This is a genomic window from Parabacteroides sp. MSK.9.14 (genome assembly GCF_019041495.1).
GTDB classification, from domain to species: Bacteria; Bacteroidota; Bacteroidia; order Bacteroidales; family Tannerellaceae; genus Parabacteroides; species Parabacteroides merdae.
Genome location: NZ_JAHPXO010000122.1, coordinates 1 through 891, shown reverse-complemented (window position 1 = coordinate 891; position 891 = coordinate 1). Strand labels below are relative to the sequence as shown.

1 rRNA gene is annotated in these 891 nt (G+C 47.4%); it reads right to left on the bottom strand.

From position 1 onward, the window contains the following. Positions 1 to 771, bottom strand: a 16S ribosomal RNA gene (locus tag KTG12_RS21410); the annotation flags it as partial. Between the last annotated feature and the right edge of the window lie 120 nt (positions 772 to 891).

The following is an 891-nucleotide window of genomic DNA, read 5'->3' as shown; positions in this document are numbered from 1 at the left end:
GCTTTCGTGCTTCAGTGTCAGTTATGGTTTAGTAAGCTGCCTTCGCAATCGGAGTTCTGCGTGATATCTATGCATTTCACCGCTACACCACGCATTCCGCCTACCTCAAACACACTCAAGTAACCCAGTTTCAACGGCAATTTTATGGTTGAGCCACAAACTTTCACCGCTGACTTAAATCACCACCTACGCACCCTTTAAACCCAATAAATCCGGATAACGCTCGCATCCTCCGTATTACCGCGGCTGCTGGCACGGAGTTAGCCGATGCTTATTCATAGGGTACATACAAAAAAGGACACGTCCTCCACTTTATTCCCCTATAAAAGAAGTTTACAAACCATAGATCCTTCTTCCTTCACGCGACTTGGCTGGTTCAGCCTCTCGGCCATTGACCAATATTCCTCACTGCTGCCTCCCGTAGGAGTTTGGTCCGTGTCTCAGTACCAATGTGGGGGACCTTCCTCTCAGAACCCCTATCCATCGTCGGTTTGGTGGGCCGTTACCCCGCCAACTGCCTAATGGAACGCATGCCTATCTATCAGCGATGAATCTTTAACAAATATTCCCATGCGGGACCCCTGTTTTATGGGGTATTAATCCGACTTTCGCCGGGCTATCCCCCTCTGATAGGTAAGTTGCATACGCGTTACTCACCCGTGCGCCGGTCGCCATCAATCTGTATTGCTACAAATCATGCTGCCCCTCGACTTGCATGTGTTAAGCCTGTCGCTAGCGTTCATCCTGAGCCAGGATCAAACTCTTCGTTGTTGATTTTGTTTATACCTTTTGCTCAGAATCTCTATCTGTTTATTGTAGTCTTGACGGTATGTCAGTATTCCTACTACGTCTCTTGTACTACTTGTTGATATGTAATGCTTTCAAAGAACT